This is a genomic window from Billgrantia aerodenitrificans, assembly GCF_021404405.1.
In the GTDB taxonomy this organism is placed as follows: domain Bacteria; phylum Pseudomonadota; class Gammaproteobacteria; order Pseudomonadales; family Halomonadaceae; genus Halomonas; species Halomonas aerodenitrificans.
Genome location: NZ_JABFTV010000006.1, coordinates 29,961 through 56,492 on the forward strand (window position 1 = coordinate 29,961; position 26,532 = coordinate 56,492).

Sequence of the window (26,532 nt, forward strand, 5' to 3'; positions counted from 1 at the left end):
TCCCCATACCCGTGGCTTCATTGACCGACCAACTCGGCATCGGCGCTTGCCCCTTGGGTCTCTGCCAATGCCGAGCGCTGGTAGATATCTCCCATCGCCACCACGATCTTGCGTGGCCCTTCAAAGGGATCCCGGGCATGGGCCGCCAGCATGTTGTCGACCATCACGACATCGCCCTGGCGCCAGTCGAAGCGCACGGCACATGCTTCGTAGGCCTCGCCAACGATCTGCATGATCTCGTCACTGATGACGGAGCCATCGCCGAAGTAGACATTGCGCGGCAGACGCTCCTGGCCGACCAGGCCAAGCAGGTCGTCTCTCACGTCAGGCTCGAGACAGCTGACGTGGTGGAGCTGCACCTGATTGAAGAACACCCGGTCGCCGGTCACCGGATGCGTTACCACTGCTGGGCAGCGCGTGCGTGTCTGCAACTCATCGTCGCCAAACCACTGCCAGTCGATGCCCGCCTCTTCCAGCCGGGCCTCCACCTCCCCCTTGCTATCGGTCTTGAAGAAGTCCCGCCAGCTCACGTCCAGGTTGCGGGTGAAGGTGCGTACATAAAGCAGTTCCTTGCGCTCGAACGCCTCCACTACGTCGGCGGGCAGCTGGCGCAGCATCTCGCGACAGTCCACGATCGGGGTGGCCCCTCCAACAGCAGAGGGGTACTCGCAGAAGAACAGTTGTTTGCGCGGCCAGCGATCCAGATGCGAGCTTTCGTTGTGATAGAGAATCATCTGGCGCTCGGGATAAGGGGTAGAACGGTAGGTATTGCGCCCCCCTTCTTTCTTGGGAAGATCACCATAGTTGCCATATAAGCCCGGCTGAATCGCCTCGGCAAAGGCTTCGAAATCTTGGGGTGTCGTGAGGCGGAAATTACGGAAGAGTATGCCTGCGTGCTTACGTAAATGTTGCTCGATGACGTCGCGCTGTGACGTCGCCCACTCCACTGCATCAAGGTCCGCATCGGTTGCCTCGATCACGAGAGGGAAAACTCTTTTCTCATCGAGCAATAAGGTACGCACTGGCGCTTCCGCTTTGGAAGAGGTGCGTGCACTTGGTTGGGATTTAAGGCTGCCGAGCTTGTTGAGCTTGGCGCCTTTGGCAAGCTTGCTTTGCATAGCGTGTTTCTCCTTAACAGGTAGGCGAAACTCCTCAATGTGGCGGCTAGGGGCTTCCACGATCTGCGCCAGTAGCGACTGCCACGCCCCTGTCAGCTGCTCGATGGTGTCGTGTCGATAAAGGGCCGTGGCGTATACCCACTCGACCGAGAGCCCGGCGTCACGCTCTTCCACGAATAGCGCCATGTCGAACTTCGACTCCCGCCTGGGCTGGGGCATGACCTCGACCTCCAGCCCCGGAATGGAGAAGCGCTCGGTTGGCGTGTTTTGTAGTACGAAGAGGGTTTGTATCAGCGGTGAACGATCTCGCTCACGGGAGCTACCCGATAGCTCGACGATCCTGTCGAGCGGGACGTTTTGATGGTCGAAAGCATCCAGCACACTGGTCTGGACTTGTTCGAGCCAGTGGCAGAAATCGATCTGCTCATCCGTCAAGCGAGATCGCAGCGGGATTACATTGACGAAGAAACCAATCAGCGGCTCCACATCGGGATGCTGGCGGCCGGCGACATCGGTGCCCACCACCAGGTCTTGCTGCCGTGTCTGACGATGCATCATGAGCAGGAAACTCGCCAACAGCAGGGTAAATAGCGTGGTGCCACGCTCTGCTGCGAGCCGATTCAACGACGCTGACAGCTCGGGACTTAGCTGCGTGCGGAAAGCCTTACCCGCATGCGATGCCTGGCTGGGCCTGGAGAAGTCGGATGGGAGTGTCGAGAGCGGCGGCGCACTCTTTAGATAACGCCGCCAGAAAGCCGCGCTTTTCTCGAACGCCTCTCCCGACAGGGCTTTCTCATGCCAAGCGGCATAGTCCACGTACTGTATGGGCAGCTCGGGAAGCTCGCTCTCTTTCTCATCGATCAGCGCCCGATAGGTCGTGACAAACTCTTTGATAAAGACGGCTTCCGACCAACCGTCGAAGACAATGTGGTGGATGACCAGTATCAGGCCGTGGTCCTGGTCGCCAAAACGTAGCAGGCACGCTTTTATAAGGGGCCCCGTAGCCAGGTCAAACGCACTGCTCGCATACTCCGCAAACATTTCCTGCCGATATCGCTGCTGCTCATGCTCCGACAGGCCACGGCAATCCAGAACGGGCAGATCGACGATCAGTCGATCTTCGATGACCGCAATGGGCTCGCCGTGCTCGTTCTGCGGATAGCGTGTACGCAAGATTTCATGCCGTGCCACGATAGCATTGAGGGTGTTCTGCAAGACATCCAGGCACAGCTCTCCTTTCAGGGAAAACAGTGCAGGCAAATTGTAGGCGGCACGTTCTTGGTCACGGGTCTGACTCGCCAAGCGATCCACCAGCCAGAGCCGACGCTGGGCAGGTGCCAAAGGTAGCGCGTTGTGCCGCGGAATGGGCACCAGCGCATCCCGGTGGGGCATCCCGCTGCTCGCCATCGAGCGCGTTGCGAAGCGTTCGATCTCTTCACTCTGAGCGTCAAGATACGGCGTCTCCATCAGGACTCGAGTCGGGAAATCGATCTGCCAGCACTCACTGATACGTCCCGCCAGCTGCACCGCCGCAAGTGAGTTACCCCCGCTGGCGAAGAAGTGGGCATCGCTTGCCAACGGCTTGTCGTCGTCAATTTTCAACACCTGGCGCCAGAGCTTTGCCAGGGTGCGCTGCGTTTCATTCTCGGCCGTGGTTTCGGCAGCGTGCCCAGACGCTGTCGGGCCAGCGGGTGGGTCTCCTTCCTCGCCATCGTCGCTACCGCTGACGAAGTAGCCGAAGGCGTGAATAGCGTAGGCATCCAGGCTGCCGGCCTCCCAGCCCTGGCGGCAGGCACTGCGCTGCAGCTTACCGCTGGTAGTCTTGGGCAGGCCGCCGGGATTGAGCAGCACGGCAACTGCCAGGGGCTCGTGGCAGGCGGTTCCTACCGCCTCGCTCAGGGCATCGATCAGCTTCTCGGCGGGCACCAGCTTCTGCATGCCGCGGGAGATTTCCGCCGCCACGCCGATCCCTTCATCCCCCTCCGGCGTGGTGACGGCAAAGGCCGCTACCCGCCCCTTGCGCACCGCTTCCACCTCGGCTTCGATGGCGCACTCGATGTCCTGGGGGTAGACGTTATGGCCGCGCAGGATGATCAAGTCCTTGATACGCCCGGCAATGTACAGCTGCCCGTCATGCAGGAAGCCCAGGTCGCCGGTGCGCAGCCAGCGCCCCACACTGCCGTCGGCGTCTTGCTGACCGTCAGCGGATTGCCAATTCACCCCATCGCGGCTGACGAAGGTGTGTGCCGTTGCCACGCTGTTCTGCCAATAGCCCAGGGCCACGCTGGGCCCATGCACCCAGATCTCGCCCACCTCGCCCGCCGGCAGGGAGTGATGGCCCTGGGGGTCGACGATATCGATCCTGTGGTCGGGTGGCGGCGTGCCGCAGCCTACCAGGGTGTTGCCCTCCGCCGCGGGGCTGGCTTGCCCCTGCGCCAGCGACGACTGGGAAAACGCCGTACCCACCACGCCAGTATCGCGTGGGTTGCACGTTACCAGCAGCGTGGCTTCGGCCAGCCCATAGCAGGGGGCAGCCGTGTCGGCGGCAAAGCCCGCCGGGCGGAAGCGCTCGATGAAGCCGGTAAGGGTCGCGTGGCGCACCGGCTCGGCGCCCGAGAACGCCACCCGCCAGCTGGAGAGATCCAGCGCGGCGAGCTGGTCGTCGCGAATGCGCTCGAGGCATAGGCGGTAGGCGAAGTCGGGGCCGCCGCTGACGGTTCCACGGTGGCGGGAGATCGCCTCCAGCCAGCGCACCGGGCGCTGCAGAAAGAAGGTCGGGCTCATCAGTACGGCGGGAATGCCGCGATAGATGGGTTGCAGCAGGCCGCCGATCAGACCCATGTCGTGATACAGCGGCAGCCAGCTGACGAAGACATCATCGGCACCGATCGAGAACCCCGAGGCAATGGCCCGCTCATTGGCCATCAGGTTGCCATGGCTGACCATCACCCCCTTGGGCGTGGCCGTGGAGCCCGAGGTGTATTGCAGGAAGGCCACGTCGCCCCGCTGCGGGCGATGCTCGCGCCACTGGTCGGCGCGGGACTCGTCCACGGCATCCACCGGGACCAGCTCGGTGCTACCGAAACCCTCGCCGGCCGATGCCAGTACCTCGATGATCGTCGTCGAGGTCAGCACGCAGGCGGCCTGGGAATCGGCGGCGATGGCCAGCAGGCGTGCCAGGTGCTGCTGTTTGGCCGACTCCGGGGGGAACACCGGCACGGCGATCACCCCGGCATATAGGCAGGCAAAGAACGCCACCACGTAGTGCTCGTCGTTGTCGAGCAGGATCAGGGCTCGCTCGCCGGGCGAGAAGCGCGCCTGCAGGTCGCTGGCCAGGGCACGCGAACGCCGCTCCAGGGTGGCGTAGTCGAGGGTGATCTCGCCTTGGGCGCTGACCACGATCAAGGCACTATCGGTGGGCCGCTCGCTGGCCAGCCTTGACAGGTGCTCGACGAAGTCACGGGGGTGATCGGTGCTGGGTGCGGCGGGGTGTACTGCGTTCATATGCGTACCTACTGAAAGTCAGACCCGGGGATGGCGTATCAAAAGGTGGTGTTGGCGAGGTTGCCGTGGCCTTCCGCCATGGCCACCACGACCTTGCGCGGTCCCTTGAAAGGTGTGCGTGCGTGGGCGACCAGCATGTTGTCGAGCATCAGTACATCGCCCGCCTGCCAGGGAAAGATCACGGTCTCTGCTTCCAATACGCCGCGAATCTCATCGAAGATGGCGTCGTCGATGGGGCTACCGTCGGCGAAGTAGACATTGCGCGGCATGTCTTCGGGGTCGAGCAGCTCTTCCAGCGATTCACGCACTTCCGGCTGCAGGTTGGAGACGTGAAACAGGTGCCCCTGGTTGAACCACACTCTCTCCCCCGTGACGGGATGGGTTTCCATGCTCTGGCACAGCTGCTTGGTGCGTAGATCGCCATCCGGCTTCCACTCCCAGCGGATACCGGCACGACGGCAGAATGCCTCGACCTCGGCGCGATCGTCGGTGTTGAAGACCTGCTGCCAGGGCACGTCGAAATCGCCGTAGTTGCGTACATAGAGGATGCCGGGCTCGAAGCGCTCGCGGATCTCCACGGGCATGCGGCGGTAGATGGCACGGCTGTCGGCAATCGGCGTTTCGCCGCCCTCCGGCGAAGCGGTGACGCAGTGGAACCAGATCTTCATCGGCCACTCGCGGGTGTAGGCCTGCTCGTTGTGCAGCGGGATATGCTGATGGGCGGGATATTCGGTGGAGGTGTAGATCCCCGAAGAGACGGCGGAGCGAGGGGTCGAGGCGAATTCGTATCGTAGCAGGGGGTGCCCGAAGGACGCGGCAAACTGCTGAAAAGAGTCGACCGAGGGAACCTGGAAGCCACGCAGCAGCACCCCGCCTACCCGTGCCACCAGCGCCTCGACATCGGCACGCAGTTCGCTGAAGGCTTCCAATAACGGTTGGTTCTCGTACGCCGGGGTGATCAGACTGGGCAGTTCCGACTCTACAGGCGCCTTACGCTCGAATTCTTCTGCGGCGCGCTTCACTGGTGTTGTGCCATTGCTGTGCATGGCTGGCCTCCTAAAGAGTGTGTGCTGTAGCGTTCGCTCGCCGTCCTGTCGGCACAGGCCAGCGCGGCGGTATAGCCCGCCGGCACGCTGATTGCCCAGGCTTCCAAGGGTGGGGCGGCTAAGCGGTAATCGAGCCAGTAGGCATTGCGTTGGCCAGACGAGGGGAAGACCGACAGCGCTGGCAGATGCTCGGCGATTCCCACGCCCAAGGCCTTGAGCGCTGCCTCCTTCACGACCCAGCGCTCGATCAGGGGCAAGACCGCTTCTCCCCCATCGTGCTCGACCCGCTCGCTCGGAGATAAAAGCAGGTCGTAAAGCGCTTCGAGCTCGGCGTCGGTATGCTGCCGCTCGATGTCGACCCCCACCGCACCGCTGGACGCCAGTGCAATGAGGGCAACGTTGCCGGCATGCGAGACGTTGAACGCCGGCCCCTCGACACCGGACAGCAGCGGCTTGCCGTAGGCGTTCTCGCTGAACGTCAGCGCATCAGCCGCCACCCCGACTCGCTCCGCCAGCAGCCGACGCAGTGCTGCACGGGTGGCGACGGCTCGTACACGATCCGCCAGGTGGTGAAAGCGCCGGGCCCTCGCCTGCTCCGCGTGGCTGAGCAGTCGCCAGGCATCTGGGGTCGGCTCCCTGCCGGTATCCAGCAGCAACTGCCAGACCTCCAGCTCCGCGGGCACCGATTCAGCCAGCGGCAGGCGCTGCATGGGGCACCTCCGCTAACCGTGAACTCAGCGAGCGCTCGATGGCCGCCAGCACTTGCGCCTCCTGCTGACGCAGGAAGAAGTGCCCGCCTTCGAACCACTCCAGAGAGAAGGCCCCGCCCGCCTCACGTCGCCATGCCTCCAGACGCTCGCTCTCGATGTCGTCGCTGCGCCCGGCAAAGACCTGAAGGGGGTAGTCGAGCGGCGGCCTGCCGCGATAGCGAAAGCCACGACAGAGGCGGTAGTCCGCCGCCAGCACGTCGAGGGTGAGGCGCAGCAGCTCGGGGCTTTCGAATACCTCCTCGGGGGTGCCGCCCTGCTGGCGCAGGTCGGCGACCAGGGCCTTGTCGTTGTCGAGCCCGGCGAAGCGCTGCGGATCGCGCATCGAAGGCGCCGGACTCCCCGAGGCGAACAGCATGCGCGGCTGGGGGCGCCCCACATCGCGCAGGCGCACCGCCATGCCGTGGGCCAGCAGCGCCCCCATGCTGTGCCCGAACAAGGCAAAGTCGCCGAGCATCCGCGTCGCCTGCTCCTCGCACAGGCGCACCACCAGGGTCTCGAAGTCCTTGATGAACGGCTCCCCCAGACGCTCGCCCCGTCCCGGCAGCTCGATGGGGTGAACCTCGACCCATGCCGGCAAGCGGCGCTTCCAGCGCAGGTACATGGTGGCGCTGGCCCCGGCGCAGGGCAGACAGAGCAGCTTCATCCGTTGGGGATGCATCTGCCTACTCCGCTTCCGCCGTGGCTTGCTGCTCTTCCATCCACTTGCGTAGCGAGAGCGGCCGCATGTCGGTCCAGGTCTTTTCCACGTAGTCGAGGCAGGTCTTCTTGTCGCCGAGTACGCCGGTATCTTTCCAGCCGGCGGGAATCGCCTTCCACTCGGGCCACAGGGAGTACTGCTCTTCGTGGTTGACCAGGACGCGGAACACCCCGTCTTCGCGATCGAAACAACTCGTCATGACGCTTACCTCGTCGGTGCATGGTTTTTTCGAAGCATGCTATTGCTTCTCATTTACCATGACGAACGAGGGGCGAAAGAATTTAAGCCAAGCGCAGGCTCATAAGCGAAAGGAGGGAATAAAGAGAAGAGAGAAGAGAGAAGAGAGAAGAGAGAAGAGAGAAGAGAACGTTACTTGTCTTTGGGGGGTACCAGCCCGGTTAGCGTCCAGAGGCGCTCGGCCTCGCGGAAGGCTTCACGGTGTGTCGGCGACGCCGCCAACCAAGCATGTAGCTCCCGGTGCCCGGCATCGTCGAGCTCACCCTCGTGCATGAGCATCAACCAGTCGAGGGCTGCCTGCCATACAGCATCGCTACCATTGCCCATTTCCACATTGCCTCTTGTCGGGTTGTTGGCCATGGAGACAAGGCCAGTTGCAACCATTGTAACAAGATAGCAACAGCGAAGAGATGACAGCAGTCAATCGGCGAAGAGACAACCTCGGCAATGGCTGAGTGCATCGCGAATCATGAAGTTGACCAGCGTGGTCGAAACACCTAGCTGCTCGGCCACCTCACGCTGGGTATGCCCGCCCATGCGATACAGCTCGAAGGCCCGGCGCGTGCGGTCGGGCAATTCGTCCAAGGCCCGCACGACCCGCTCCAACGCCTGGCGATCGATCTCGATGGCCTCGGGAGAGCCGCTCGGCACAGCCACCAGCTCGCCCTGCTCCTCCTCCTTGAACAGAGCCGACTCGAACAGGCACCGCCGCTGTCGGTCGATCGCGAGATTGCGCACCACGCGAGAAGCATAGGCAATAGGCTGCCTGATGCTGAAGACGGCCTGCGCTTCCGATATCTTCAGGTAGGCATCCTGCACGATATCGTCTGCCTGATCGGCGCTACCCAGAATCCTCATCGCCACGCAACAGAGTCGCGCCCGGTGATTGACGAAGATATCTTCGATCTCCGCTCTCCATTTGCACGCGTCCACCGCCAGGCCTCCTGCCTATACGAACAACGAGATGGACATCTTGATGAGCCACGCCAACAATGTCAAATGATAATCATTACTATAAATATTCTTATCTTACTGTCACAACAGGCATTGAGGCCGCTTGAAGTGAAAAAGCCGCAACCCCGAGGGTTGCGGCTTTCGTGGAGCCTGGGTCAGGACGTCATGCCATCAGGCAGTGGCCTGCTGATAGCGGCGCTCCACCTCTTCCCAGTCGATCACGTTGAAGAACTCGGCGATGTAGTCCGGGCGCTTGTTCTGGAACTTCAGGTAGTAGGCGTGCTCCCACACGTCCAGACCCAGCACCGGGGTGTTGCCGTTGGAGATGGGGCTGTCCTGGTTGAGGCTGTTCTCCACCACCAGCTTCTTCTCCGGGGTAACGCTGAGCCAGGCCCAACCGCTGCCGAAGCGACCCAGGGCCGCTTTGGTGAAGGCATCCTTGAAGGCCTCGAAGCCACCCAGCTCACTGTCGATGGCTGCGGCCACCTTGCCCTTGGGCTGGCCACCGCCGTTGGGCGACATCATCTGCCAGAACATGGTGTGGTTGGAGTGACCACCGCCGTTGTTGATCACCGCCTGGCGCTTGTCGGCCGGCACGCGATCGAGGTTGGCGAGCAGCTCGTCGACCGGCATGTCCTCCAGACCCGTTCCCTCGAGGGCAGCATTCAGGTTGTTGACATAGGTCTGGTGGTGACGCGAGTGGTGGATCTCCATGGTCATGGCATCGATGTGCGGCTCGAGCGCATCGTAGGCGTACGGCAGGTCAGGGAGGGTGTGTGCCATGTTGGTCATCTCCTTTGGTGTCAGTGGTTGTGCTGCAATCAAATGAGGTGCGGTCGCCGAGCGGCGATTTCAACCGTCCCGAGCTCCTTTTTCTCAAGGCACGAACACCCTACACCAGAGAGAGTGCCCTCGCCCAGAACGCAAAGGCCAATCGGCAAGAAGCCGGCTCCTTGCGGAACCGGCTTCTTTGGACATGACGGAGAGGGCTCAGAGCTTGCTCTCGAGCTCCGGCAGGATCTGGAACAGGTCGCCGACGAGACCGTAATCCGCCACCTGGAAGATCGGCGCTTCCTCGTCCTTGTTGATCGCCACGATCACCTTGGAGTCCTTCATGCCGGCCAGGTGCTGAATCGCACCGCTGATGCCCACGGCAATGTAGAGCTCCGGCGCGACGATCTTGCCGGTCTGCCCCACCTGCATGTCGTTGGGCACGAAGCCGGCGTCTACCGCAGCGCGGGAGGCGCCAATGGCGGCGCCCAGCTTGTCGGCGATGCCGTCGAGCAGCTTGAAGTTCTCGCCGCTGCCCATGCCGCGCCCGCCGGAGATGACCACCTTGGCCGCCGCCAGTTCGGGACGGTCGCTCTGGGCCAGCTCCTGCTTGACGAAGCTGGACTGGCTATTGTCGGCAACGATATCGACATTCTCGACAGCTGCGCTACCGCCTTCGCCGACGGCATCGAAGCCGGTGCTGCGCACGGTGATCACCTTGAGGCTGTCGGCACTCTTCACCGTGGCGATGGCGTTGCCGGCGTAGATCGGACGCTTGAAGGTGTCGGCGTCGACCACTTCGACGATCTCGGAGATCTGGCTGACGTCCTTTAGCGCGGCAACCCGCGGCAGCACGTTCTTGCCGGTGGTGGTGGCAGCGGCCAGCACGTGGCTGTAGCCACCGGCCAGCTCGGCCAGCAGCGCGCCCATGGGCTCGGCCAACTGGTGGGCGTAAACCGCGTTGTCGGCCACGCGGACCTTGCTCACGCCGTCGAGCTTGGCAGCGGCCTCGGCCACGGCGCCGACGTTCTCGCCGGCGACCAGCACGTCGATGTCGCCACCGATGGCCTTGGCTGCGGCAACGACGTGGGCGGTGGCACCGGCGAGCTGGCCGTCATGATGTTCTGCTAAAACCAGGATGCTCATGCGATCAGCTCCTTCAAATCACTTTGGCTTCGTTCTTCAACTTGTCCACGAGCTCGTCGACGGAGCCCACCTTGATGCCGCCCTTGCGTTCGGCCGGCGATTCGACCTTGAGCAGCGTGAGCTTGCTGGCCACCTCGACGCCGTAATCGGCCGGGCTCTTGACGTCTAGCGGCTTCTTCTTGGCCTTCATGATGTCGGGCAGCTTGGCGTAGCGCGGCTCGTTCAAGCGCAGGTCGGTGGTGACGATGGCCGGCAGGGAAAGCGAAACGGTCTGCAGGCCGCCGTCGATCTCGCGAGTCACCTGCAGCTTGTCGCCTTCGACCACCACCTCGGAGGCGAAGGTGCCCTGAGGCAGGCCGGCCAGTGCGGCCAGCATCTGGCCGCACTGGTTGTTGTCGGTGTCGATGGCCTGCTTGCCGAGAATGACCAGCCCCGGCTGCTCCTCTTCCACCACCTTGGCCAGCAGCTTGGCCGCGGCCAGCGACTCAACGCGCTCTTCGGTCTCGACATGAATGGCCCGGTCGGCGCCCAGCGCCAGCGCGGTGCGCAGCTGCTCCTGGGCGGCCTTGGGGCCGATGGTCACCGCGACGACCTCGGTGGCCACGCCTTTCTCTTTCAGCCGCACGGCCTCTTCCACGGCGATCTCGCAGAAGGGGTTCATGGCCATCTTGACGTTGGTGAGGTCGACGTCGGAGTGATCCGCCTTGACGCGAATCTTGACGTTGTAGTCGATGACGCGTTTGACCGCGACGAGTACTTTCATGGTGTCCTCGCTTGGTTCGATGGGTGAACCTTTTCGTTAGGGACTCGCTGACGCCCATGGCGTGCCGGGAAGATCAACGACTCCGCGATTCTGTCAGCATGCCTCCGCGCATTCCAGGGCATGCCGTTTCATGCAAGCGTTTGATAGGCGCCGAATCAAAAAACCCTGCCAATGTGCCATAGCCTGGGCTTTGGCAACAATCCCCTTGCAACAGACCGAAGCGTGGAACGTAGCACATTGGCATCGTAGGGGTATCCTGAGTCGTTTATTATGCCTATCATGAAGAATATCGAGAAGCAAACGACCGTTTTATTTTCCTTCGACGTTGGTGGCACATCCGCTCCGACGCCGAAGCCGAGGGAGGAGCGACTGGCATGTCTGAGCAAGTAGAACGCGATTCGATGGATTTCGACGTGGTGATCGTCGGCGCCGGCCCTTCCGGGCTGTCGGCCGCCTGCCGCCTGATGCAGCAGGCGGGCGAGGCCGGTCAGGAGCTGACGGTGTGCGTGGTGGAAAAGGGCTCCGAGGTCGGCGCCCACATTCTCTCGGGCGCCGTGTTCGAGCCCCGCGCGCTGGCCGAGCTGTTCCCCGACTGGGAAGAGCGTGGCGCCCCGCTGACCACCCCCGCCACCCGCGATGAGGTCTACCTGCTCAAGGATGCCGAGAAGGCGCAAAAGCTGCCCAATGCCCTGGTGCCCAAGAGCATGCACAACACCGGCGGCGACATGAAGCGCTACGTGATCAGCGCCGGCAACCTGTGCCGCTGGCTGGCCGAGCAGGCCGAAGGGCTGGGTGTCGAGGTGTTTCCGGGCTTCGCCGCCCAGGAAGTGCTGCACGACGAGGACGGCACGGTACGCGGCATCCTCATCGGCGACATGGGCGTGGCCGCCGACGGCTCCCCCAAGGACAGTTACACTCCGGGGATGGAGCTGCGCGCCAAGTACACCCTGTTTGCCGAAGGCGCACGCGGCCATCTGGGCAAGGGCCTGATCTCGCGCTTCGAGCTCGACGCAGGCAAGGACCCTCAGCATTACGGCATCGGTCTCAAGGAGCTGTGGGACGTCCCCGCCGAGCAGCACGAGCCGGGATTGGTCCTGCACGGCTCGGGCTGGCCGCTGGCCAAGGATACCCACGGCGGCTGGTTCCTCTACCACGCCGAGAACAATCAGGTGGTGGTCGGCCTGATCATGGACCTTTCCTACAAGAACCCATGGCTCTCCCCCTTCGACGAGTTCCAGCGCATGAAGCACCATCCGGTACTGGCCAAGCACCTGGAGGGCGGCAAGCGCGTGGCCTACGGCGCGCGGGCCATCACCAAGGGCGGCCTCAACTGTCTGCCGAAGATGACCTTCCCCGGCGGACTGTTGATCGGCTGCGACGCCGGCACGCTCAACTTCGCCAAGATCAAGGGCCTGCACACGGCGATGAAATCCGGCCTGGTGGCCGCCGAAGCGGTGTTCGAAGCGATCGCCGCCGGCGATGAAGGCGGCCAGGAACTGACCGCCTTCAATGAGAAGTGGGAAGCGAGCTGGGCCTACGCCGAACTCAAGGAAACCGCCAGCTTCGGCCCGGCGATCCACAAGTACGGTACCGTGGGCGGCGGGGCTTACAACTTCGCCAATCAGCTGTTGGGCGGCAAGCTGCCTAACCTGCACGACACCACCGCGGACCATGCCGCCCTGAAGCCGGCCGCCGAGTTCGAGAAGATCGATTACCCCAAGCCCGACGGCAAGCTCTCCTTCGACAAGCTCTCCTCGGTGTTCCTGTCCAACACCAATCACGAGGAGGATCAGCCGAGCCATCTGAAGCTGCTGGACCCGGAGATTCCCATCCGCGAGAACCTGCCGAAGTATGCCGAGCCGGCTCAGCGCTACTGCCCGGCTGGGGTCTACGAAGTGGTCGAGGACGACGACGGCAAGCCGCGCTTCCAGATCAACTTCCAGAACTGCGTGCACTGCAAGACCTGCGACATCAAGGATCCTGCGCAGAACATCAGATGGGTGGCGCCGGAGGGCGGCGGCGGGCCCAACTATCCCAATATGTAACTGACGGTCCCGCTACCGAGATCCAGCCGCAAGAAGGGCGTGCCACATGGCACGCCCTTTTCTTCATTCCTTTACCTGTCCTATCTCTTCAACCCAGCACTTTCACCAGCGCCTCCACCACCTGCCGCTGCTGTTCCGCCTCGAGGTAGGGGTGCATCGGCAGGCTCAGAATCTCCTGACACACCGTCTCGGTGACCGGCAAGCTGCAGTCGGGATCGGCCACGGCGGGCTGGTGGTTGAGCGGCAGCGGATAGTGCACCGCGGTGGGGATTCCGGCATCGGCAAGCTTCGCCTGGACGTCGTCGCGCCCTGGCACGCGAATGCTGTACTGCGCATGCACGCTGGTGTTGCCGGGCGCCACGCAAGGCGCATTGACGACGCCGGACTCGGCCAGCAGCGCAGCGTAGCGCTCGGCCACCTGCTGCCGGAGCGCCACCTCATCGTCGAACAGCTCGAGCTTGGCCAGCAGAACGGCGGCCTGGAGGGTGTCCAGGCGGCTGTTCATACCAAGCCGGGTATGATGATAGCGGCGCGCCTCACCATGACGGGCGACGAGACGCACCTTCTCGGCCAGCTCGGCGTCGTCGGTGAACACCGCGCCACCGTCGCCGTAGGCGCCGAGGGGCTTGCTGGGGAAGAAGCTGGTACAGGCGATATGCGACAGGCCGCAGGAGCGTCGTCCGTGGCGCGTGGCGCCGAAGCTCTGCGCAGCATCCTCCACCACCGCCAGGTCGTGCTTGCTCGCCAGCGCCCCGATGGCCTCCATGTCGGCGCACTGGCCGAACATGGACACCGGCATGATGGCTCGGGTACGCGGCGTAATCGCCGCCTCGACACTCTCGAGGTCGATCAGGTAGGTGCGGGGATCGATATCGACGTAGACCGGCCTGGCACCGGCCAGCACCACGCTCTCAGCGCTGGCGATGAAGGTGAAGCCGGGCACGATCACGTCGTCTCCCGGGCCGATATCGAGCGCCATCAGGGCGATCTGCAACGCGTCGGTGCCGTTGGCACAGCCGATGCAGTGGGCCACGCCGACATAGTCGGCCAGGCGGCGCTCCAGCTCGGCCACCTCGGGTCCCATCACGTAACGGCCATGCGCCAGCACGCCCTGAATGGCGGCGTCCAGTTGCGGTTTGATGCGCGCCTGCTGCGCGGCAAGATCGATGAAGTTCACCGGCAGCCCCCTCAACCCTGTGCCGTTGCACCGGCCGCACGGGCCGGGACGATACGGGAAAGCTGGGGATGGGCCTCGCCTTCGCTCGGCGCCTCCGGAGTCGCCTGACCCAACTGATAAACGGTTTCCAGGCAGTGCCGTACGGTCTCGATGCCGAAGCCGCGACCGGAGAGAATCTCGCGGTAACTCACGGTGTGCAGGTCGGTGAACCCACTGGAGAACTCGAACTCTTCGCCGTCGCAGCTGATGCTGCGGTAGGTGGAGTGCTGGCCACGCACGCGTTCGGGCAGATCCTCGGCATCGATGGAGAGGAACCAACGCACCTTGGCCTTCTCGTATTCGAGATAGCCGGCGGCCTTGTGCTCGTCATGGTAGTGCAGCACCATGCGCTGCAGCTCGCCGAAGATCACGTGCAGCATGTCGAAGAAGTGAATGCCGATTTCCGCCATCACACCGAACGACTTGCGCGAATCGCCCTTCCAACTGGCCAGATACCACGGGCCTCGTGCAGTGATGTAGGTCAGCTCGACCTCATACTGGTCGTCGCGCTGCTCGGCGATCACCTTGTCCCTGAGTTCGTGAATGGCCGGATGGTGACGCAACTGCATGATGCTGTAGACGCGACGCCCGGTCTCCTGTTCGACGCAGCGCAGCTCATCGAGCTGGGCCGGGGTCGAGACCAGGGGCTTTTCGCAGATCACGTCACAGCCGAGATGAAGCCCAGCCGTGATATGTGCGCTATGGAAGTGATTGGGAGAGCAGACTACCCAGTAGTCGACCGCCCTCTCGCGCTGCCGTTTGAGCCGCCAGGCATGCTCGAGAAAGTATTCGAACTGGGTAAAGAACGAGCAGTCGGTCGAGATCGAGTCGATGATGCCGACCGAATCGTTGATGTCGTACGCTGCCACAAGGTCATGTCCCGTATCCTTGATCGCCTGCATGTGGCGAGGCGCGATATACCCTGCAGCGCCGATTAGCGCAAAGTTCATATTGTTCTCTCCCCAGATTTCCATTCTGTGTCATCTCCATTGAACCAGCGGCCGACGCTACACGCCAGCCGCGGGGGGATTCAAGCGTTCCCTCTTCCTGAGCGGGCCACAGGCCGTGACGGATCGCGAACCCACTCGCTCCAGGAGCCCGCATAGAGTCGTGGCAGGGTACGTCCGGCAATGGCATAGGCAAGGATATTGTGGCAGGCCGTGACCCCGGAACCACAGTAGGCCACGATGGCCTCGGCCCGCGGCAGCTCGGCCTCCAGCGCCTCGGGCGCCTTGAAGCGGCCGGTGTCGGCGAGATTGGTGGCACTGGGACGACACACCGCCCCCGGTATGTGTCCGGCAACCGGGTCGATGGGCTCTGCCTCGCCGCGAAAGCGCTCCTCGCTGCGGGCATCCACCTTGAGCTCGCGCCCCGAGAACACCTCGTCGGCGGCGATACGCGCGCCGTCATCGAAGGCTGGCTGCCACTGGCTCGGCTCGGGAAGCGGCTCCTGGCCAAGCACCAGCTCTCCGCCCGCTTCCTGCCAGGCCTTCAGCCCACCGTCGAGCACACGCACGTCGGGGTGTCCGGCCCAAATGGCCAGCATCCACCACGCCCGCGCCGCTGCCAGCTGACCGCCCATGTCGTCCAGTACCACGACGGGGCGCTGCGGGGTCACACCCAGGCGGCGCAGAGTGGCGGCAAAGTCATCGGCAGACGGCAAGGGATGGCGCCCCCCTGCCCCGGGCTCGGCAGCCAGATCGCGATCGAGGTCGAGATGCAGGCTGCCCGGCACGTGGCCCGCCTCCCACAGGCGGCGACCGGCATCGAGGTCGCCCAGCCTGGCGCGACAATCGAATACCTGCGGCGCCCCATCCTTTTCCAGCGCTTGCGCCAGCTCGGTGGCGGCGATGAGTACCTGTTTCATGCATGTTCTCCTTGGGCCAGCTAGCGCTCCCTGGGCCAACTAGGAAGTAGCGGTCTCGGCGGCCAATATCTCGATGGGAGCACGACACGCCAGCAGCCGGCGCCGGCCGGCCTGAATGAAGTTTACCTCGATTACCGGATCGTCGGGATTGCCCTCCACCACCACCACCTCGCCCTCGCCGAACACCGCGTGGCGTAGCCGCAGCCCGGGGCGATAATGCTGAACGGCATAGACGGCAGTGGGCTCAGCCAACGTGGGCTCGCGCGGCACCAGCTCAATCCCTTCGCAGCCCAGGGCAGCGAGATAGCGTGATACCAGCGCAGGCGACGTCACGCTGAGCGGAGACGACGTTTCGTGCGCCGCCGACAGCCGGGCGGCGATCTGCCGGCACTCAAGCCACTGGGTCTCGCCGATGAAACGGCTGGGGCGATGATCGCCGCTGTCGTGCAGCAGCAACAGCTGCTCCCGCGCCCGGGTCACGGCCACGTAGAACAGCCGCCGCTCCTCTTCCAGCCGTTCCGCCGACAGGGGGTTGTCGCGACTGTAGTGTGGAAAGTCCTCCTCGTTGACGCCGGCCACCACGACCAGCGGCCACTCGAGCCCCTTGGCGCCGTGCACGGTAGTGATCAGGATGCCGTCGTCGCGATTCTCGACCGGCCGCTCGAGCAGTTCGATGAAGGCCTCGATATCCGAGGTCTCCCCGGCCTGCTCCACCAGCACATCAAGTAGGCGCACGTCCTCTTCGCCCTTCTCACGCCTTGCGGCGGCCCGCTTGAGCACTTTTTCGGCATCCAGCGCATCGACCACGTGCGCCAACAGCCGGGCCGGGTGCCAGGCGCCGAGACGTGGCAGCTCGCACAGCAGCGTCCAGCGCCGCTTCAGGTTGCGGCGCTGCATCGGCTTGAGCCCAGCCAGCAGGGGGTCGTCCCGCTCGGGGTACTGCTGCGTATGGGCCAGGCGCTGGGCCAATGCCGCCAGGCGCTCACGGGCAACGAAGGGGGTCGGCTGCTCCAGCAGCCGCAACAGGTGACCCGGGTCGTGCAGCAGCGCCGGCGTTTGCGAGAGCCGCAGGTAGCCTGCCAGCGCCTGCACCAGCGGCAGACGGAAGACGAAGCGATCCTCGCGGGCCAGGCGGAACGGAATACCGGCCTGCAGCAGCTGCAGTTGCACGGGCACCGACAGCGCCCAGCTGCGCACCAGCAGGCACGCTTCACTCAGCGCCCTGCCGCCCTGCCGCCAGCGCTCCAGGGTCGCCAGCAGCGCTGCCTTGCCCTGCTCGACGGCAACCTCGGTGGTCGGATTGCCGGAAGCGGCCAGGCACAGCTGATCGGGCCGACGCCGGTTGGCGGCAATGGCATGGTTGGCCAGCAGCGCCAGCGAGTGGCCATGGCGGAAGGTGGTCGAGAGCGGGTAGTCGGTCGCCGCGCCAAAGGTGGCGCTGAAGTGCTCGCGCATGGTGTCGGGATGCGCACCGCGCCATTCGTAGATGCATTGGTTGGCATCGCCCACGGCCATGACGTCCGCGCTGCGCCCCGCCAGCATGGCCAACAGGCGCAGTTGGGCCTGGTTGATGTCCTGATATTCGTCGATGATCGCCTGGTCGAGATAACCTTCCACCCTTCCGACCAGAGCAGAGTCGGCTTCCAGCGCCCGCAGCGGACGGTAGAGCAGATCGGAGTAGGTCATCAGGCCATGCTCGGCAAGCAGCGCCTCGACGCGCTCGAAGGCCGCGGCGAAGTGCTCGCAGCCCTCGTCGAGATCGAGCCGTTCGAGCAGCGTGGCGGCAGGCAGCATCTCGGCCTTCACCAGACCGCAGAAGTGCGCCAGCGCCTCGAGGGTATCGCCCTCGAGGGCCATGTCGCGCCGCTCGCCATCCTCCAGCACCTCCAGGGTCGCCTGCCGCAGCAGACGCTCCACCTGCCAGTCGGCGGAAATCAATCGGCGCGGGGCCAGCGCGCCCCAGCGGGTCAGGCTCTGGGTCAGGCGATGGCCGAGGGAGTGGAAGGTGCGTACGTCGGGCAGCCGCTGCCCGGCGGGTGCCATCTCGAACAGCCTGCGCTGGAAGTCCTCGCGGGCCGAGCGGTTGAACATCAGTACCAGGATGCGCTGCGCCGGGACGCCTCGTGCCAGCAGGTGCAGCACGCGGGCGACCAGCGTGGTCGTCTTGCCGGCACCCGCCACCGCCGATACCCTGGCGTGTCCGGCACCGTGTTCGACGACGGCACGCTGCTCCGCGGTCAGCCTCACGAGGCCTCGGCGGGCAGTTCGCCCAGTGGCTGCCAGCTACCGGCACTGGTCAGGCCGAGTTCGACGGTGCCGTCGCCCCTGGGGCGCTGCTCGGCGGCCTCCACCAGTCGGTAATAGACGTTGCGCCCGAGGCGCGCCGCGAGACCGAAGCGCACCGGCACTTCGGGCACCTGCGCGCCCTCGGGAGTAGCACTGAGCCGCAGCCGATGCGTTTCGTCCAACCGCAGGCGATCACCGGCATGAGTGGTCAGCCACCAGCAGCCCGCAGCATCGTCATAGTCGGCGTCCACCACCACGAAGGGGCGGTCGACCACGCGAATGCGCTGCTTCTCCACCGGCGTGACCAGATAGTATTCGCCATCCTCCTCACGCCGCAGCAGCGTCGAGAGCAGGCGAACCAGGCGCGGCCGCGTCATTTCACTGCCTTCGTGGAACCAGCGCCCGTCGGCGGCGATCTCCAGGTCCATTGCGCCTGCCTGCCCCGGCTGCCAGCGGTCCAGCGGGGGAATGTCGCCATCGGGCTCGACGTGATTGAGCAGTGGGTCCAGGTTCATACGCCCCCCCTTCGACATGAAACTCCCTCTTACTGCTACACCAGGCCGGCTCGGGTCAGGATATCGCGCGTCTCGTCGCTGGGCTCGGGCGCCGCACCACGGAACAGGCGGTAGAAGTTGGCCGTGGTCTGCATGGCAACCTCCTCGACGCTGATGCCCCGCTCCTCGGCGATGCATTCGGCGACCTCCACCACCCAGGCCGGCTCATTGGGCTTGCCGCGATACGGCACCGGCGCCAGGTAGGGGCTGTCGGTCTCGATCAGCAGTCGGTCGAGGGGCACCCGGCGCGCCACTTCACGCAGCGATTCGGCGTTGCGGAAGGTGACGATACCCGACAGCGAGATGTAGAAGCCGTGACGCACCGCCTCCCGCGCCATCTCGAGATCCTCGGTAAAACAGTGCAGCACCCCGCCGATGGCCGGATCGCTGTGCTCGCGTATCAGCTCAAGCGTCTCCTCGCGGGCATCGCGGGTATGCACGATCACCGGCAGTTCGAGCTCGGTGGCGGCCACCAGCTGACGCCGGAAACGCTCGCGCTGCACCTCCCGCGACGGCACCCGGTCAGGGGTCTTGTCGAGATAATGATAGTCCAGACCGCACTCGCCGATGGCGACCGCGCCGAAGCGCTCCGCGGCTTCCTTGATGGCCTCGATCTCCGGCTCACGCTCCAGCAGGTGCAGTGGATGCACGCCGGCAGAGATCGCCACGTCATCATGCTCGCGGGCAATGGCGGCAAGTGTCGGCATGTCATCCAGCGTGACGGCAACGGCGAGGAACTGGCCGACGTCACGGGCCCGAGCGGCGGCCAGGGCGTCGGCAAGGTTGCCGCTGTGGGTGGTGGGATCGAGGCGGTCCAGGTGGCAGTGGGAATCGACGAACATGCAGTGTAAAACTCATCCAGTGAATGGCAGGAGCGATTGGCGATTGCGCCAGATGTAGCGCTTGCGGTAAGCCCAGGCGGCAGTCGGACTTGACCGTGGTGTCCGACGGTCGGCTTAAAGCGTGTAGCTCGACGTACCCTTGTCCAGTTGCCCGGCCAGCAGCGTCTCGATACGGTCGCGCACGACATGATCCTCGGGGCTGAAGTGGATGCCGATTCCCGGCACCCGCCGCCCCGCCACGCCGTCGGGCGACACCCACACTACCTGACCGGTCACCGGCACCCGCTCGCTTTCGCCGGGCAGGGTCAGCAGCAGGTAGACTTCCTGGCCCAGCTCGTAGCGCTCACGGGTCGGAATGAAAATGCCGCCGCGTTCGAGCAGCGGCATGTAGGCGGAGAGCAGGGTCTGCTCGTCCTGAATGGTCAGCGACAGGGCCTTCTGCGGTGCCATGAATCTCTCCGTTACCCTACTTCACGAGGTTAGCCTACTTCACGAGCGCAGCAGGGTCGACCAGCGTACCAGCCAGGCCTCGAGGACCAGCTGAGGATTGGGATTGCCACCCGCCGCCAGCAGGCGGCGCTGCTCTCGGGCGAAGTCCAGCAGCCGGAACCAGTCCTGCACCCGGGCATTCTTGACCGCTTGACGGTAGAGCGGAAGGAGGTCGGGATTGCGCACTGTCGCCGACTCCCCCGACAGGCCCAGTCGAATCAAGTCTTCGAGCCAGGCAATACCGTACCATAGTATCGATTCCAGGGACTGACGGTCGAGACGGGCAGCCTCCGCCACCGGCTCGGCGCCACGCACCAGGGCATCGAAGGTTTCGTGCAGCTGCTTGCGCAGCGCCCGAGAGTCGGGCGTGGCCAGCTCGGCGGCGAGCAGCGGCAAGCCACCCGCAACCTGCAGCCAGAACTCGGCTTCATCACGCCCCCCCAGCGACTTCGCCAGCCACTCGATGCTCTGCTCGTGCTCGGGCAGCGGCAGGCTCCAGTGCTGACAGCGGGAACGAATGGTGGCGAGCATGCGCGAGGGAACATCGGCCAGCAGCAGGAACTGGGTGCGCGCGCCCGGCTCCTCCAGGCTCTTGAGCAGCGCATTGGCCGCCGCCACGTTCATCGCCTCAGCCGGCGAGAGCACGATCACCCGATGACCGCCCTGCTGGGCGGTCTGGGAGACGAAAGCGTTGACCTCGCGGATCGGATCGATACGAATCTGCCGCTTGCCCTCTTCCGGTGAAACCCGCAGCAGATCGGGATGATAGCCGGCCGCCAGCATATGGCAGCCATGGCACTGGCCGCAGGCCGTCTCGCCCGGCGAGGCGCACAGCAGGTAGCCAAGCAGCGCCTCGGCGAAGCGCTGCTTGCCGACACCGCGCGGTCCCGAGAGCAGCAAGGCGTGGGGCAATCGACCGCTGCCATGCAGCGCGAGGAACTGCCGCCACAGCGGAGCATGCCAAGGCAGCGGAGTCGCCGGATCGCTCACAGCCATGCGCTCACTCTCGCTTCCAGGCAGGCGGAGAGGCGCGCCTGCACGGTAGCCAGCGGCGCATCGGCATCAATCACCGCCATGCGCTGAGGCGCCGCGGCGGCACGCGCCAGATAGGCGTGGCGCACGGCTTCGAAGAAGGTCGCCTGCTCCTGTTCGAAGCGATCGCGGCTGTCGCCGCTGGCCGCCAGGCGCCCTTGCAGGCGCCGCTGGGCGGCTGCGACGGGCATGTCGAGCAGCAGGGTCAGATCGGGCTCGAGGCCGCGCTGTACGAAGCGCTCCAGCTCGGCGATACGATCCGGCTCGATGCCGCGACCGCCGCCCTGGTAGGCAAAGGTGGCATCGGTGAAGCGGTCGCAGAGCACCCAGGCACCACGCTCGAGCGCAGGACGTATGCGCTGGGCCAGATGCTGGGCCCGGGCGGCAAACACCAATAGCAGCTCGGCATCGGCATCGAGAGGTTCGTCGGCCTTCGCCGAGAGCAGCAGCTCACGAATGGCCTCGGCTCGCGGCGTGCCACCCGGTTCGCGAGTGCGCACGACCTCGACGCCACGGGCCGTCAGCCACTGGGCCACCCATTCGAGGTTGGTCGACTTGCCGACGCCCTCGCCGCCCTCCAGGGTGATGAAACGTCCACGCTGTCGCATTGGGGGCTCCTGTGCCGCCTGCCGCGCTCCGCCCTGCATAGCGCAATCGCCTCTCAACGATTGCGGATATAGCGGTTCACGGCATTGTTGTGTTCACGCAACGTACGTGAAAAGTGGTGTGTGCCATCGCCACGCGAAACGAAATAGTAGGTGTCGCCGGGAAGCGGGTCGACGGCGGCCTCCAGCGAAGCACGGCCGGGCATGGCGATGGGCGTCGGCGGCAGGCCATTGATCACGTAGGTATTGTAGGGCGTGGCTTCCTGCAGGTCCGCACGGGTGATGCGTCCTTCATAGCGCTCGCCCATGCCGTAGATCACCGTAGGGTCGGTCTGCAGGCGCATGCCGGTTTGCATGCGACGCTTGAACACCCCGGCGATCTCGCGACGCTCCTCGGGGGCACCGGTTTCACGCTCGATGAGCGAGGCCATGATCAGTGCCTCATAGGGAGACTCTATGGTCAGGTCGTCATTGCGCCCTTCCCATACCTCCTCCAGCACCTGCTCCATGCGCGCAAGCGCCTGACGCAGGATATCGAGATCGCTCATGCCCTTGTGGTAGCGATAGGTGTCAGGGAAGAACCAACCCTCGGGGTGGCGACCCTCGCGTTCCAGCAGTGCCATGACCTCCTCGTCGCTGAGGCCCTGGGTGAGGTTCTCGAGCTTGGGAGCGGCATCGAGGCGAGCGCGCATCTGACGGAAGGTCCACCCTTCCGGGACCGTCAGCGGATAGGTCACGACCCGGTCGCTGCCGAGCAGCTCGATCAGCTCGCGTCCGCTCATGCCCGGTTCGAGCAGATACTCGCCGCTGCGCAGCCGCGGGATCGCCTCCGGCTCGAGACGGGTCAACAGACGAAATGCCCATTCGTCCTCGATCACGCCACGCGCCGCCAGGTCCGTCACTACCCGGTTGTAGCCCGCACCTCGCGGCACTTCATAGAGCGTGTCCTCTTCCACCGCAATAGGTGCCGCGAGACGGCTTTCCCAATAGCGATAGCCGGCAAAGACCCCTACGGCCGCCACCACCAGCAGAACCAGCAAAAACTTCAGCAAACGCAGCATGCGCTTTCCTCACTACCTACCAGTCTTATATACAGATCTCGATACGCAGACCTCGAGATGCAGGCCCTGATACACGAAGTACGGCCCAAGCGCGGCATGAAGCTGACTGCGCTCGCCGGCTTATCCCGATCAGTCCGCGGGAGCGGTGGGATAACCCAGCAGCGCATGAGCCTCCCTCTGTAAATCACGTTGAACGCTGCTCAGCGACCAACGATACAGCGGGGTGCCGTCGGCGGTATCGAGGCGCACCACCGGCCAGAGCCCCTGGACCGAATTGCCGAGCCACACCGCCTCGGCATCCGCCAGCGCCTGCGGCCCTACTGAGACCTCGACAATTGACAACCGCTGCATCAGCGCCGCGCGCAGCGTTCCCGCCACGCCACAGGCGTCCAATCGCGGCGTTTCCAGGCGCCCCTGGCGAAGCCAGAACAGGTTCATGCTGGTGGCCTCGACCAGCTGGCCCTGGCTGTCACAGAGCAGCCCCTCGGCAATATCGGCATCGTCCCACTCACGGCGGGCCATCACGTTCTCGAGCCGATTGAGATGCTTGATTCCGGCAAGCAGCGGCTGCATGCCCAACTGCAGCCGACAGTGGCGAATCCTCACGCCTTCCCACCAGCGTCGCGGCTGAGGCGTGAAATCAGTAGCCTGCCACAGCAAGCGCGGCTCCGGCGCAGCGGGCGTCTGGTAGCCACGCCCGCCCCCGCCTCGGGTCACTATCAGCTTGAGCACCTTCAGTGCCGGCCCGGCCTGGGCCGGTAGCACGTCGAGCGTGCCGGCCGCGGGCATGGGAATGCCGAGCCGGCGACAGCCCTCGGCGAGCCGCTGCATATGTTGCGGCCACAGCAGCGGGGCCCCATCGCGTACCAGCACCGTCTCGAACAACCCGTCGCCATAGGCTAGGCCGCGGTCGTCGGACGGCACCCACGCCTCTGTTTGCGGCCGGGTCATGTCACTCGCTCGAGACGCCCCGGCTCAGCGCAGCCGAGAGAAGACCAGGGTGCCGTTGGTGCCACCGAAGCCGAACGAATTCGACAGCGCTACGTCGATCTTCCGCTCGCGGGCCGTATGCGGCACGTAATCCAGGTCGCAGCCTTCCTGGGGATTGTCCAGATTGATCGTCGGCGGAGCCACCTGATCGCGGATGGCCAGGATGCAGAACACCGCCTCGACGGCACCGGCCGCACCCAGCAAATGGCCGATCATCGACTTGGTGGAACTTACCGCGACACCATCGGCCGCCGCCCCCATCACTTTCCTGATGGCACGACTCTCGGCCAGATCTCCTGCCGGTGTCGAGGTACCGTGCGCATTGATGTAGTCGACCGCCGAAGGGTCGATACCGGCGTCGCGAATGGCGTTGCGCATGGAGAGCGCAGCCCCGCTACCGTCCTCCGGCGGTGCCGTCATGTGGAAAGCGTCGTCGCTCATGCCGAAACCGGTCAGCTCGGCGTAGATGCGGGCGCCACGCGCCTTGGCATGCTCATACTCCTCGAGCACCAGGATGCCGGCCCCGTCGGAGAGCACGAAGCCGTCGCGGTCGCGGTCCCAAGGACGGCTGGCGGCCTGCGGGTCGTCGTTGCGCGTCGACAAGGCACGAGCCGCGGAGAACCCGCCCAGACCCAGCGGGGTGGTGGCCATCTCGGCGCCGCCGCAGATCATCACGTCGGCATCGCCATAGGCGATGGTGCGAGCGCTATAGCCGATATTGTGGGTACCGGTGGTACAGGCCGTGGTGATGGCGATGTTCGGCCCCTTGAAACCATGCTGGATGGCCAGGTTGCCGGAAATCATGTTGATGATAGAGCCGGGCACGAAAAACGGCGAAACGCGACGCGCACCACCCTTGTTGAGCGCATTGTGGTTCTGCTCGATCATCGGCAGACCGCCGATGCCGGAGCCGATGGCCACGCCGATACGCTCGGCGTTCTCCTCGGTGCACTCGATGCCGGCATCGCTGATGGCCTGAGCGCCCGCCGCCACCCCGTACTGGATGAACAGGTCCATCTTGCGCGCATCCTTGGGATTCAGGTACGGGCTGATGTCGAAGTTCTTGACCGAGCCACCGAAGCGGGTGTTGAAGCCGGTAGCATCGAAATGCTGGATGGGAGCGATGCCGCTCTTGCTGGCCAGGATGTTTTCCCAGCTCTCCTTGACCGTATTGCCCACCGGCGTGACCAGCCCCAGCCCGGTCACCACAACTCTACGAGCCATCAGTATTCCTCCAGACAACCTTGATGACACGACCCTTCCCCAGGTCGTCTTTGCGCGCATTATACCGGACATGCTCCCTGCTTGGGCAGCGCGGCCTTTACGTAAAGCAAAAAGCCGTCCTGGGACTCAGGACGGCTTTTCAGGGCCTTGCGAACGGGGCCCTACACCTCAGCAAGCGGCGACTAGCGCCCTCTTACTGATGGGCGTTGACGTAATCGATGGCTTCCTGAACGGTGGTGATCTTCTCGGCTTCCTCATCGGGAATTTCGGTATCGAATTCCTCTTCGAGCGCCATGACCAGCTCGACGGTATCCAGGGAATCAGCGCCAAGGTCCTCGGTGAAGGAGGAGCTGTTCTGGATATCCTCTTCCTTGACGTTCAGGCGCTCGGCCACAACCTTCTTCACGCGCTCTTCGATGGTGCTCATTTTATACGTACTCCAGTCGTTCAAGTTAGCCGTTCAGATGACCAGCCATTGGTCCGCAAACTCAAGCTGCGGGTAGTTTATAGACCCCCCCCTGTCGGCGCAACCGCCGACAGGCAGGAGCTTCAACGCATGTTCATACCGCCGTTGACCTGCAGCGTTTCACCGGTAATGTAGCCGGCGCCTTCGCTGGTCAGAAAGCCGACGGCAGCGGCAATTTCCTCGGGCTCGCCCAGGCGGGCCAGAGGGATCTGCGTCATCAACGCCTGATGCTGCTCCTCGGGCAGGGCGCTGGTCATGTCGGTGGCGATGAAGCCCGGCGCCACCGCATTGACGGTGATCGCCCGCGACGCCACTTCCCGCGCCAGCGCACGGGTGAACCCCTCCATGCCCGCCTTGGCGGCAGCATAGTTGGTCTGGCCGAGATTGCCCATGGTCGCCACCACCGAGCTGATGCTGACGATACGGCCGAAACGGGCCTTGGTCATGCCGCGCAGGCACGCCTTGGTGACGCGATAGACCGACTTGAGATTGGTATCGAGAACCGAATCCCACTCCTCTTCCTTCATCCGCATCAGCAGATTGTCGCGGGTGATGCCGGCGTTGTTGATCAGAATGGTGGGCGCACCGAACTCCTCGGTAATCGCCTTCACCAGCGCATCGACACTGGCCTGATCGGTGACGTCCAGGGCTCTGCCGGCCCCCTCGATACCATGGGCGCGCAGATCTTCGTCGATCTTGGCAGCGCCGGACTCGGTGGTTGCCGTTCCGATCACCACGCGCCCCTGACGGCCGAGCTCATGGGCAATGGCCCGACCGATGCCACGACTGGCGCCGGTCACCAGGGCGATTCTGCGTTCGCTGGTCATAACCTGTTCCCGCTCCGAATGC

Annotated in this window: 25 protein-coding genes; 1 reads left to right on the top strand and 24 read right to left on the bottom strand. The window is 64.4% G+C overall.

Going from position 1 to position 26,532, the window contains the following annotated elements; translation table 11 throughout:
• Nucleotides 1-17 precede the first annotated feature (17 nt).
• The 10 genes from HOP59_RS12240 to HOP59_RS12285 form a co-directional block, all read right to left on the bottom strand.
• Nucleotides 18-4,622 carry a condensation domain-containing protein gene (locus HOP59_RS12240; protein ID WP_234254127.1) on the bottom strand — a complete coding sequence of 1,535 codons (4,605 nt, stop codon included), beginning with the start codon at nucleotides 4,620-4,622 and terminating at the stop codon, nucleotides 18-20.
• A gap of 38 nt (nucleotides 4,623-4,660) precedes the next feature.
• Entirely contained in the window at nucleotides 4,661-5,668 is a 1,008-nt protein-coding gene (locus tag HOP59_RS12245) for a TauD/TfdA family dioxygenase (protein WP_234254128.1), read from the bottom strand.
• The gene (locus HOP59_RS12250) at nucleotides 5,641-6,378 is read right to left on the bottom strand and encodes a 4'-phosphopantetheinyl transferase family protein (RefSeq protein ID WP_234254129.1); all 738 of its coding nucleotides are present in this window, start codon (nucleotides 6,376-6,378) and stop codon (nucleotides 5,641-5,643) included. The genes HOP59_RS12245 and HOP59_RS12250 overlap by 28 nt, the downstream gene beginning before the upstream one ends.
• Nucleotides 6,356-7,096, bottom strand: coding sequence for a thioesterase II family protein (locus HOP59_RS12255; protein WP_234254130.1), 741 nt, complete (start codon nucleotides 7,094-7,096; stop codon nucleotides 6,356-6,358). The genes HOP59_RS12250 and HOP59_RS12255 overlap by 23 nt, the downstream gene beginning before the upstream one ends.
• A 4-nt stretch (nucleotides 7,097-7,100) precedes the next feature.
• Entirely contained in the window at nucleotides 7,101-7,334 is a 234-nt protein-coding gene (locus HOP59_RS12260) for an MbtH family protein (protein ID WP_234254131.1), read from the bottom strand.
• A 170-nt stretch (nucleotides 7,335-7,504) separates the two neighbouring features.
• The gene (locus HOP59_RS12265; RefSeq protein ID WP_234254132.1) at nucleotides 7,505-7,732 is read right to left on the bottom strand and encodes a FecR/PupR family sigma factor regulator; all 228 of its coding nucleotides are present in this window, start codon (nucleotides 7,730-7,732) and stop codon (nucleotides 7,505-7,507) included.
• Nucleotides 7,733-7,792: 60 nt separating this feature from the next.
• On the bottom strand, nucleotides 7,793-8,305 hold the full coding sequence (locus HOP59_RS12270; protein WP_010627974.1) for an RNA polymerase factor sigma-70: 513 nt from the start codon (nucleotides 8,303-8,305) through the stop codon (nucleotides 7,793-7,795).
• Nucleotides 8,306-8,497: 192 nt separating this feature from the next.
• Complete coding sequence (locus HOP59_RS12275; RefSeq protein ID WP_010627973.1) at nucleotides 8,498-9,109, bottom strand: superoxide dismutase; 612 nt, start codon at nucleotides 9,107-9,109, stop codon at nucleotides 8,498-8,500.
• Nucleotides 9,110-9,316: 207 nt separating this feature from the next.
• On the bottom strand, nucleotides 9,317-10,243 hold the full coding sequence (locus tag HOP59_RS12280; protein WP_010627972.1) for an electron transfer flavoprotein subunit alpha/FixB family protein: 927 nt from the start codon (nucleotides 10,241-10,243) through the stop codon (nucleotides 9,317-9,319).
• A gap of 13 nt (nucleotides 10,244-10,256) precedes the next feature.
• The gene (locus tag HOP59_RS12285) at nucleotides 10,257-11,006 is read right to left on the bottom strand and encodes an electron transfer flavoprotein subunit beta/FixA family protein (protein WP_010627971.1); all 750 of its coding nucleotides are present in this window, start codon (nucleotides 11,004-11,006) and stop codon (nucleotides 10,257-10,259) included.
• 374 nt (nucleotides 11,007-11,380) lie between these two features.
• Between HOP59_RS12285 and HOP59_RS12290 the strand changes: the two genes are divergently transcribed.
• Nucleotides 11,381-13,051: an electron transfer flavoprotein-ubiquinone oxidoreductase gene (locus HOP59_RS12290; protein ID WP_234254133.1), complete on the top strand. Its 1,671-nt coding sequence runs from the start codon at nucleotides 11,381-11,383 to the stop codon at nucleotides 13,049-13,051.
• An 88-nt stretch (nucleotides 13,052-13,139) separates the two neighbouring features.
• Here the strand turns inward: HOP59_RS12290 and HOP59_RS12295 are convergent, their stop codons facing one another.
• The 14 genes from HOP59_RS12295 to fabG all read right to left on the bottom strand — a co-directional run bounded on the left by HOP59_RS12295 (nucleotide 13,140) and on the right by fabG (nucleotide 26,510).
• The gene (locus HOP59_RS12295; protein ID WP_234254134.1) at nucleotides 13,140-14,228 is read right to left on the bottom strand and encodes a DegT/DnrJ/EryC1/StrS family aminotransferase; all 1,089 of its coding nucleotides are present in this window, start codon (nucleotides 14,226-14,228) and stop codon (nucleotides 13,140-13,142) included.
• Between the two features lie 11 nt (nucleotides 14,229-14,239).
• A complete protein-coding gene (locus HOP59_RS12300; protein ID WP_234254135.1) occupies nucleotides 14,240-15,217 on the bottom strand; it encodes a Gfo/Idh/MocA family oxidoreductase in 978 nt (325 codons plus the stop codon).
• Nucleotides 15,218-15,297: 80 nt separating this feature from the next.
• Nucleotides 15,298-16,134 (bottom strand): sulfurtransferase, encoded by an 837-nt coding sequence (locus HOP59_RS12305; protein ID WP_234254136.1) that lies wholly within the window; start codon nucleotides 16,132-16,134, stop codon nucleotides 15,298-15,300.
• A gap of 39 nt (nucleotides 16,135-16,173) precedes the next feature.
• Nucleotides 16,174-18,381 (bottom strand): ATP-dependent helicase, encoded by a 2,208-nt coding sequence (locus HOP59_RS12310; RefSeq protein WP_234254137.1) that lies wholly within the window; start codon nucleotides 18,379-18,381, stop codon nucleotides 16,174-16,176.
• Nucleotides 18,378-18,935, bottom strand: a complete 558-nt coding sequence (locus HOP59_RS12315; protein ID WP_010627965.1) for a DUF1285 domain-containing protein — start codon at nucleotides 18,933-18,935, stop codon at nucleotides 18,378-18,380. Before HOP59_RS12315 ends, HOP59_RS12310 begins: the two co-directional genes overlap by 4 nt.
• A gap of 35 nt (nucleotides 18,936-18,970) precedes the next feature.
• The gene (locus HOP59_RS12320) at nucleotides 18,971-19,816 is read right to left on the bottom strand and encodes a TatD family hydrolase (protein ID WP_234254138.1); all 846 of its coding nucleotides are present in this window, start codon (nucleotides 19,814-19,816) and stop codon (nucleotides 18,971-18,973) included.
• A 114-nt stretch (nucleotides 19,817-19,930) separates the two neighbouring features.
• Nucleotides 19,931-20,266 carry a PilZ domain-containing protein gene (locus HOP59_RS12325; protein WP_010627963.1) on the bottom strand — a complete coding sequence of 112 codons (336 nt, stop codon included), beginning with the start codon at nucleotides 20,264-20,266 and terminating at the stop codon, nucleotides 19,931-19,933.
• 39 nt (nucleotides 20,267-20,305) lie between these two features.
• Nucleotides 20,306-21,301 carry a DNA polymerase III subunit delta' gene (locus HOP59_RS12330; RefSeq protein ID WP_234254139.1) on the bottom strand — a complete coding sequence of 332 codons (996 nt, stop codon included), beginning with the start codon at nucleotides 21,299-21,301 and terminating at the stop codon, nucleotides 20,306-20,308.
• Nucleotides 21,292-21,945, bottom strand: coding sequence for a dTMP kinase (gene tmk / locus HOP59_RS12335; RefSeq protein WP_010627961.1), 654 nt, complete (start codon nucleotides 21,943-21,945; stop codon nucleotides 21,292-21,294). The genes HOP59_RS12330 and tmk overlap by 10 nt, the downstream gene beginning before the upstream one ends.
• Before the next feature lie 53 nt (nucleotides 21,946-21,998).
• Nucleotides 21,999-23,003 (bottom strand): endolytic transglycosylase MltG, encoded by a 1,005-nt coding sequence (gene mltG / locus HOP59_RS12340; protein WP_010627960.1) that lies wholly within the window; start codon nucleotides 23,001-23,003, stop codon nucleotides 21,999-22,001.
• Nucleotides 23,004-23,132: 129 nt separating this feature from the next.
• Nucleotides 23,133-23,954 (bottom strand): aminodeoxychorismate lyase, encoded by an 822-nt coding sequence (gene pabC / locus HOP59_RS12345; RefSeq protein WP_010627959.1) that lies wholly within the window; start codon nucleotides 23,952-23,954, stop codon nucleotides 23,133-23,135.
• Between the two features lie 24 nt (nucleotides 23,955-23,978).
• A complete protein-coding gene (gene fabF / locus HOP59_RS12350; RefSeq protein ID WP_234254295.1) occupies nucleotides 23,979-25,220 on the bottom strand; it encodes a beta-ketoacyl-ACP synthase II in 1,242 nt (413 codons plus the stop codon).
• A 190-nt stretch (nucleotides 25,221-25,410) separates the two neighbouring features.
• Entirely contained in the window at nucleotides 25,411-25,644 is a 234-nt protein-coding gene (gene acpP / locus HOP59_RS12355; RefSeq protein ID WP_008956801.1) for an acyl carrier protein, read from the bottom strand.
• 122 nt (nucleotides 25,645-25,766) lie between these two features.
• A complete protein-coding gene (fabG, locus tag HOP59_RS12360) occupies nucleotides 25,767-26,510 on the bottom strand; it encodes a 3-oxoacyl-ACP reductase FabG (protein WP_010627957.1) in 744 nt (247 codons plus the stop codon).
• Between the last annotated feature and the right edge of the window lie 22 nt (nucleotides 26,511-26,532).